Origin of the sequence: Mesorhizobium sp. M4A.F.Ca.ET.050.02.1.1 (genome assembly GCF_003997725.1) — a bacterium.
Classification (GTDB): domain Bacteria; phylum Pseudomonadota; class Alphaproteobacteria; order Rhizobiales; family Rhizobiaceae; genus Mesorhizobium.
In genome coordinates this window covers 1-6,675 of the sequence record NZ_RZSG01000303.1, presented here as the reverse complement: position 1 = coordinate 6,675, position 6,675 = coordinate 1, and the positions used below count along the sequence as shown (strand labels likewise).

The window sequence follows — 6,675 nt, the reverse complement described above, 5'->3', positions numbered from 1 at the left end:
GATTTCCATGTCGCCAGCAAGGCGGTCATCGCTGGCGTCGCGCCGAAGGCGCTGCCGGGCAAGCTTCTGCCCGACGGTTCGGGCGATGCCGGCTTCGACGCGACGATGAAGAAATTCCGTTACGCGCCAGGCACGATGATGATCCACCTGGCGCTGGACGACCTGCCCGACTGGAGCGCCGGGGCCGAGCTGCGTCAGTTCGCCTATGTGCATCTGTCGCCGTCGCTCGACGCCATGTCGCGCACCTACCAGCAGGCGACAGCGGGCATTTTGCCGGACCCGCCGGTGCTGGTCATCGGCCAGCCGACGGCCGTCGATCCCTCCCGCGCGCCCGCAGGCAAGCATGTGCTGTGGGTGCAGGTGCGCATGCTGCCGGCCGAAGTCCTCGGCGACGCGGCCGGCAGGATCGAGCCTGGTCCGTGGGACGCGATCAAGGACGCCTATGCCGAGCGCGTGCTCGAGATCATCGAGAGTTACGCGCCGGGCCTGCGCCAAAAAATCCTCGGCCGCGCCGTCTTCTCGCCGCTCGATCTCGAGCGCGAGAATCCGAACCTCGTCGGCGGCGACCAGGTCTGCGGCAGCCATCATCTGGCGCAGAATTTTCTCTTCCGCCCGGCCCGTGGCTACGCCGGCTGGAACACGCCGGTCTCAAACTTCTACCTCACCGGCGCCGCGACATGGCCCGGCGCCGGCACCGGCGCCGCCTCGGGCTTCATGCTCGCTGAACAGCTAGGCGGGAGGTAGGTGCGACGATCTTTCCGGGATGCAGGGGGCAAGGCGCGGTTGCCCAAGGAGCCTGAACCCAACGACGATGACACTGCCGCGCGAAGAAATACAACCAAGGGGAACGACCATGACCATCAGCAGACGTGACTTGCTCGGATACGGCGCGGCGGCGATCGGCGCGACCGCTCTCGGCCTGCCAAAGGCAGCCAGGGCGGCTGGAGAGCTGACCATCGCCTACAACGTCAATTTGCCGTCCTGGGACCCGACGACCGGGCCCTCGGCGGTCAATCCGACCATCCAGGGTCTCTACCAGTCGGTGTTCGACCAGTTCATCCCGCAGAAGCCGGACCTGTCCTTCACGCCCGGCCTGCTCACCGAATGGGGCTGGAACGAGGACCGCACCAAGGTGGCGATGACGGTGCGCGAGGGCGTGAAGTGGCATGACGGCTCGCCATTCACGCCTGAGGACGTGGTCTGGTCGCTGCAGCGGGCCGGCGACGAGAAGACCGGCAACCCGATCCAGTTCGTCTGGAAGAACGTCAACAATTTCAAGATCGACGGCAACAAGATCACCGGCGATGTGGTGCAGTTCGACCCGGTCTATTTCAAATGGATGTCATTCCTGACCGGCTACATCATGCCGAAGGCCTATTACGAGAAGGTCGGCGCCGAGGGCTTCGAGAAGTCGCCGATCGGCACCGGCCCCTACATGGTCGACAAGTTCGAGCGCAACGCCTTCCTGCGGCTGAAGGCCAATCCGAACTACTGGGGCAGCAAGCCGGCCTTCGAGAACGTGACGATCAAGTTCGTCACCGACGCCGCGAGCCGCGTCGCCGAGATCGAATCCGGCTCCTCGCAGGTGACGCTTGAAATCCCCTATGAGGAGTATGACCGGCTGATCGCCAAAGACGGGCTCGCCGGCTCAATCAAGAACGTCTCCGACATCGGCATGATCTTCTTCAACGACATCGAGGCGATGCTGGACAAAAATGTCCGCCAGGCAGCCGTCATGGCGGTGGACAAGGAGCTTCTGGTCAAGCGGCTGCTGCGCGGCTACGGCCAGCCGATCGCCACGCTGGAGACGCCGGAATACGCGGCCTTCGATGCCTCGATCAAGGTCGAGCACAATCCGGAAAAGGCCAAGCAACTGCTCGCTGCTTCCGGCTATTCGCCGGAAAAGCCGGTCAAGTTCACGATCCAGACGACCAAGGGCTTCAAGCCCAAGGACTATGAGATGATCCAGGCCATCGTCGGCATGTGGCGCAAGGTCGGCATCGAGGCGACGATCGAGGTCTATGAAATCGCCAAGCACTATGAGCTGCGCGCCGCCGACAAGCTGGCGCCGGCGGCCTTCTACAATTGGGGCAACGCCATCGGTGATCCGACGACGTCGACCGGCTTTGCCATGTACGGCCCGAGCCCGCATTCGGTGTGGGACAGTCAGGACCTGATCGACATGATCAACCCGCTATGGGGCGAGAAGGACGAGGCAAAGCGCATCGCCGGCTGGAAGGCGGTCGACAAATACGTCGCCGAACAGGCCTATGTACTGCCGCTGATGCAGTATGCGCAGCCGATCGTGCACGCCAAGGGCGTCAATGTGGTGCAGCATGTGTCGGGTGCCTTGCTGCCGGCGCTGATGACCCCGGCCTGATCATCGGCCTTGGATTGCCGCGCGCCGTCGCGAAGACGGCGCGCATTTTTTCATCCGGGCATACAGGCCGATGCTACTGCAAAGATTCCTCGTTCGCCTGCTGACGATGCTGGTCACGCTGTTCGGCGTCGCCGTCGTCGTCTTCGTCGTCATCCGGCTCGCGCCCGGCGACCCGATCGCGATGATGCTGCCGCCCGGCGCCAGCGACGAGGACATCGCGCGGCTGCGGGCGCTCTACGGGCTCGACAAGACCATCGTGCAGCAGTTCTTCATCTGGCTCGGCGGCGTCCTGCGCGGCGATTTCGGCACCTCGATATCGCTGCGGCAGGATGTGCTGGGGCTGGTCTTAGACCGGCTGCCGGCGACGCTGGAGCTTGCGACCGTGGCGCTTCTGATGGCGGTGGCCATCGGCGGCACGGCGGCGATCCTCGGGGCGCGCGAGCGCGGCACGGCATTCGAGGCCGGCATCGACATCGCCAGCGGCACCGCGCTCTCCATCCCCGATTTCCTGTGGGGGCTGGTGCTGATCCTGCTGTTCGGCGTGCTTGTCCCGGTGTTCGACATTTCCGGCCGGGTGTCGCCGCAACTCGACCTGCCCTTCGTCACCCAGTTCTATCTCATCGAGAGCTTGCTTCGACTCCGCTTCGATCTCACCTGGGACCTGCTCAAGCACATGCTGATGCCGGCCGTGGCGCTGGCGCTGCCGCTGGCCGCGATCATCGCGCAATTGCTGAAACAGTCGCTGAAGGAGGTGCTCGACCTCGACTATGTCGTGCTGGCGCGCGTGAAGGGCTTTTCGGAGACGCAGGTCATCCTGCGCGAAGCGCTGAAAAACGCTGCGCTGCCGACGCTGACGCTGGTCGGCGTGCAGTTCACCTTCCTCATCGGCGGCACGGTCATCGTCGAGCGGCTGTTCTCCTACGAGGGCCTCGGCAACATGGCGATCGACGCCGTCATCAACCGCGACCTGCCGCTGATCCAGGGCATCGTGCTGGTCTTTGCGCTGCTCTTCGTGCTGATCAACCTCGCCGTCGACATGATGTACGCGCTGCTTAATCCGAGGCTGCGCCATGGATGAGGCACGCATCTCCCGAAGCGGTTTGAGCCCGAAGCTTTGGCTGGCCGGCGGCTGGCTTTTACTGGCGTTGCTGGCGGCCATCTTCGCGCCGCTGATTGCGCCGCAGGACCCGCTGGCGCAGGACCTGATGCTGGAGCGGCTGCCGCCCTTCTGGCTGGATGGCGCCGAACCCGGCTATTGGCTGGGCACCGACAGCCTTGGCCGCGATCTGCTCTCACGATTGATCTTCGGCGGCCGCATCGCCTTCATCGTCGCCTTCGCCGCCGCTTCGGCCGCCTGCCTGGTCGGCTCGGCACTGGGGCTGATCGCCGGCTATTTCGGCGGCTGGGCCGACCGCATCATCTCGCGCGTCGTCGACATCTGGATGGCCTTCCCGCCCGTGCTGTTCGCCATCCTTCTGGTGGCGGTGCTGGGCACCGGCCTCAGCTCCGTCATCATCGCCATCGCGGTCATCGACTGGGCGCGCTTCTGCCGGGTGATCCGTGCCGAAGCTATGAGCCAGGCGCGCATGGACTACGTCGAAAGCGCGCGCATCGCCGGCTATGGCCGCATTGGCATCATGCTGCGCGAGGTGCTGCCCAATGTGCTGCCGTCGATCGTCGCGCTGCTGTCGCTGGAGATGGGCATCGCCGTCATCGTCGAGGCGATCCTGTCCTTCGTCAATTTGTCGATATCGACCGACGATCCGACCTGGGGCGGCATCATCGCCGAGGGCCGGCTGTCGATCCACCAGGCCTGGTGGGTGCTGGTGTTCCCGCTGGTCACGCTGATCCTGACCGTGCTGTCCTTCAGCCAGTTCGGCGAGGCGCTGAAGGCGCGTTTCGATCCGGTGCTGCGATGAGCGCGGCCGTGAAACCCTGCCTCGAAATCCGCTCGCTCAGCGCCGTGCTGCCCAACGGCCAGCGCGTGCTGCGCTCGGTGTCGCTGTCCGTCCAGCCGGGCGAAGTGCGCGCGCTGGTCGGCGAGAGCGGCGCCGGCAAGACGATGATCGGCAAGGCGGTGCTTGGCGTCCTGCCATCCAGCGTGCGCGTGATTGAAGGCGAGATGCGGCTGGAGGGGGAGGACCTTGGTGTCCTGCAGCTCAGGGCGCGCCGCAATTTGATCGGCGCCCGGACGGCGTTGATCCCGCAGGATCCACTCACCGCACTCAACCCGTCGCGCCGCATAGGCCCGCAGACGACCGACCGGCTGGTGCGCATCCTGGGCTGGAGCGGCGAGCGGGCCGACCAACGCATCCGCCAGTTGCTCGACGAGGTGCATATCCGCGACCCCGAGCGCGTGCTGAGAAGCTATCCGCACGAACTCTCCGGCGGCATGCGCCAGCGCGTGCTGATCGCCGCCGCCTTCGCCGCCGAGCCGAGGCTGATCGTCGCCGACGAGCCGACGACGGCGCTCGACGTGACGGTGCAGAAGCAGATCCTGCGGCTGATCGCGCAACTGCAGCGCGACCACGGCACGGCGATCCTGTTCGTCACCCACGATCTTGGCGTCGTCGCCAAAATCAGCCAGAAAGTCTCGGTGCTTTATGCCGGCAAGGTGGTCGAGGAAGCCGAGACCGCCGAGCTCTTCGCAGCACCCCGGCATCCGTACACGCGGGCGCTGATCGCGGCGACGCCGCGCTACACCGATCCCTTCGCATCACTGAAGCCGGTGGACGAAACCGTGCTTGCGGGACTTGCCGCCGAGATCGCGGATGCCGACAAAGCCTGGAGGCCGGGCCATGGCTGAGCCGCTGTTTTCGGTGCGCGGGCTGAAGGTGGCGCTGCCCGACATGACGCGCAAGCCACTGGTCGGCCGCGCGCCGCTGGCCGAGATCCTGAAAGGGCTCGATTTCGATCTGCCGAAGGGATCGGTGACCGGTATCGTCGGCGAGTCCGGTTCGGGCAAGTCGACGCTCGGCCGTGCACTGGTGCGGCTGCTGGAGCCCAGCGCCGGCTCGATCAGCTTCGAAGGCCGTGACATCAGCCACCTCTCGGAAGCCGGGCTTCGGCCGCTGCGCCGCGACCTGCAGATGATCTTCCAGGACCCGATGTCATCGCTCAACCCACGGCATACGGTCTTCAACATCATCGCCGCGCCGCTGAGGCAGAACGGCCTCGGCGACAGGTTGAAGGAGCGCGTGGCGGAAGCCTTGCAGCGCGTCGGCCTGCCGCAAAGCTTTGCCAGCCGCTACCGCCATCAATTGTCAGGCGGCCAGCGCCAGCGCGTCGGCATTGCGCGAGCACTGGCACTGTCGCCGAAATTCGTGCTGGCCGACGAGATCGTCTCCGGCCTCGACGTGTCGACGCAGGCGCAGATCCTGACCCTGCTCGAAAGGCTCGCGGCCGAAATGGGGCTGACTGTGGCCTTCATCAGCCATGATTTGTCGGTGATAAGGCGGCTCTGCCAGCAGGTCATCGTCATGCGCGAAGGCAGGATCGTCGAGGCCAGCGCTACCGATGCGCTGTTCGAAAATCCGAAGGAGGCCTACACGCGCGACCTGCTCGCCGCCATTCCGCTACCCGAGATCGACGCGGACTGGCTGCGGCTGCCAGCGAGGGCGCCGGCTTGAGGGAACTCAGCTATCGGTAACCCGAAGCTCGGCGGTGCGCAGCAACTCCGACCGCCAATCGAGGATTTATTCAATCATGAAACTTCAAGCTTGAAATAAATTCGCTCCCGCGCGATACTGTTGGTGGGACCGCCGTGGCACATGGCGGCCCGGAAGCGAAGAGGAGATCGCAGGCATGAAGGTTGCGGTTCTCGGCGGCGGACCGGCCGGGCTCTACTTTGCCATCTCGATGAAGCTGCGCGACGCCGCGCATGAGGTGACGGTATTCGAGCGCAACCGCGCCGACGACACGTTCGGCTGGGGCGTGGTGCTGTCGGCCGAGACGCTCGATAACCTCAGCCGCAACGATCCGGTCAGCGCGGTCTGGATCAAGAAGCATTTCGCCTATTGGGACGATATCGCCGTCATCCATGACGGCGTGCGCACCGTCTCCTCCGGCCACGGCTTCTGCGGCATCGGCCGCAAGCGGCTCCTGATACTTTTGCAGCGGCGCGCACATGAGCTCGGCATCAAACTGGAGTTCGAAACCGAGATAGCCGATCCGAGGCCGTTCATGGAAACGCACGAACTGGTGGTCGCTGCGGACGGGTTGAACTCCAGGTCTCGCGCGGCCTTCGCCGAAATCTTCAAGCCCGATATCGACACCCGCAAATGCAAGTTCGTCTG

At 65.1% G+C, this 6,675-nt stretch carries 7 protein-coding genes; all 7 read left to right on the top strand.

Features of this window, described 5'->3' with window-relative positions:
- Positions 1-744: NAD(P)/FAD-dependent oxidoreductase (locus EOA33_RS19545; RefSeq protein WP_145989204.1), on the top strand; the 744-nt coding region annotated here is incomplete at its 5' end.
- A gap of 109 nt (positions 745-853) precedes the next feature.
- Positions 854-2,380 carry an ABC transporter substrate-binding protein gene (locus EOA33_RS19540; RefSeq protein ID WP_127406330.1) on the top strand — a complete coding sequence of 509 codons (1,527 nt, stop codon included), beginning with the start codon at positions 854-856 and terminating at the stop codon, positions 2,378-2,380.
- Positions 2,381-2,450: 70 nt separating this feature from the next.
- Complete coding sequence (locus EOA33_RS19535) at positions 2,451-3,458, top strand: ABC transporter permease (RefSeq protein WP_127406329.1); 1,008 nt, start codon at positions 2,451-2,453, stop codon at positions 3,456-3,458.
- Entirely contained in the window at positions 3,451-4,299 is an 849-nt protein-coding gene (locus EOA33_RS19530) for an ABC transporter permease (RefSeq protein WP_127406328.1), read from the top strand. Before EOA33_RS19535 ends, EOA33_RS19530 begins: the two co-directional genes overlap by 8 nt.
- Positions 4,296-5,186 carry an ABC transporter ATP-binding protein gene (locus EOA33_RS19525; protein WP_127406327.1) on the top strand — a complete coding sequence of 297 codons (891 nt, stop codon included), beginning with the start codon at positions 4,296-4,298 and terminating at the stop codon, positions 5,184-5,186. Before EOA33_RS19530 ends, EOA33_RS19525 begins: the two co-directional genes overlap by 4 nt.
- The gene (locus EOA33_RS19520) at positions 5,179-6,009 is read left to right on the top strand and encodes an ATP-binding cassette domain-containing protein (protein ID WP_127406326.1); all 831 of its coding nucleotides are present in this window, start codon (positions 5,179-5,181) and stop codon (positions 6,007-6,009) included. Before EOA33_RS19525 ends, EOA33_RS19520 begins: the two co-directional genes overlap by 8 nt.
- A gap of 175 nt (positions 6,010-6,184) precedes the next feature.
- A partial coding sequence (locus EOA33_RS19515) for an FAD-dependent oxidoreductase (protein WP_245482378.1) occupies positions 6,185-6,675 on the top strand: 491 nt, incomplete at its 3' end.

Excerpts from the sequence above, each read along its gene's own strand:
- EOA33_RS19540 (WP_127406330.1), top strand. The coding sequence starts at position 854 with ATGACCATCAGCAGACGTGACTTGCTCGGATACGGCGCGGCGGCGATC.
- EOA33_RS19530 (WP_127406328.1), top strand. The coding sequence starts at position 3,451 with ATGGATGAGGCACGCATCTCCCGAAGCGGTTTGAGCCCGAAGCTTTGG.
- EOA33_RS19520 (WP_127406326.1), top strand. The coding sequence starts at position 5,179 with ATGGCTGAGCCGCTGTTTTCGGTGCGCGGGCTGAAGGTGGCGCTGCCC.
- EOA33_RS19535 (WP_127406329.1), top strand. The coding sequence starts at position 2,451 with ATGCTACTGCAAAGATTCCTCGTTCGCCTGCTGACGATGCTGGTCACG.
- EOA33_RS19525 (WP_127406327.1), top strand. The coding sequence starts at position 4,296 with ATGAGCGCGGCCGTGAAACCCTGCCTCGAAATCCGCTCGCTCAGCGCC.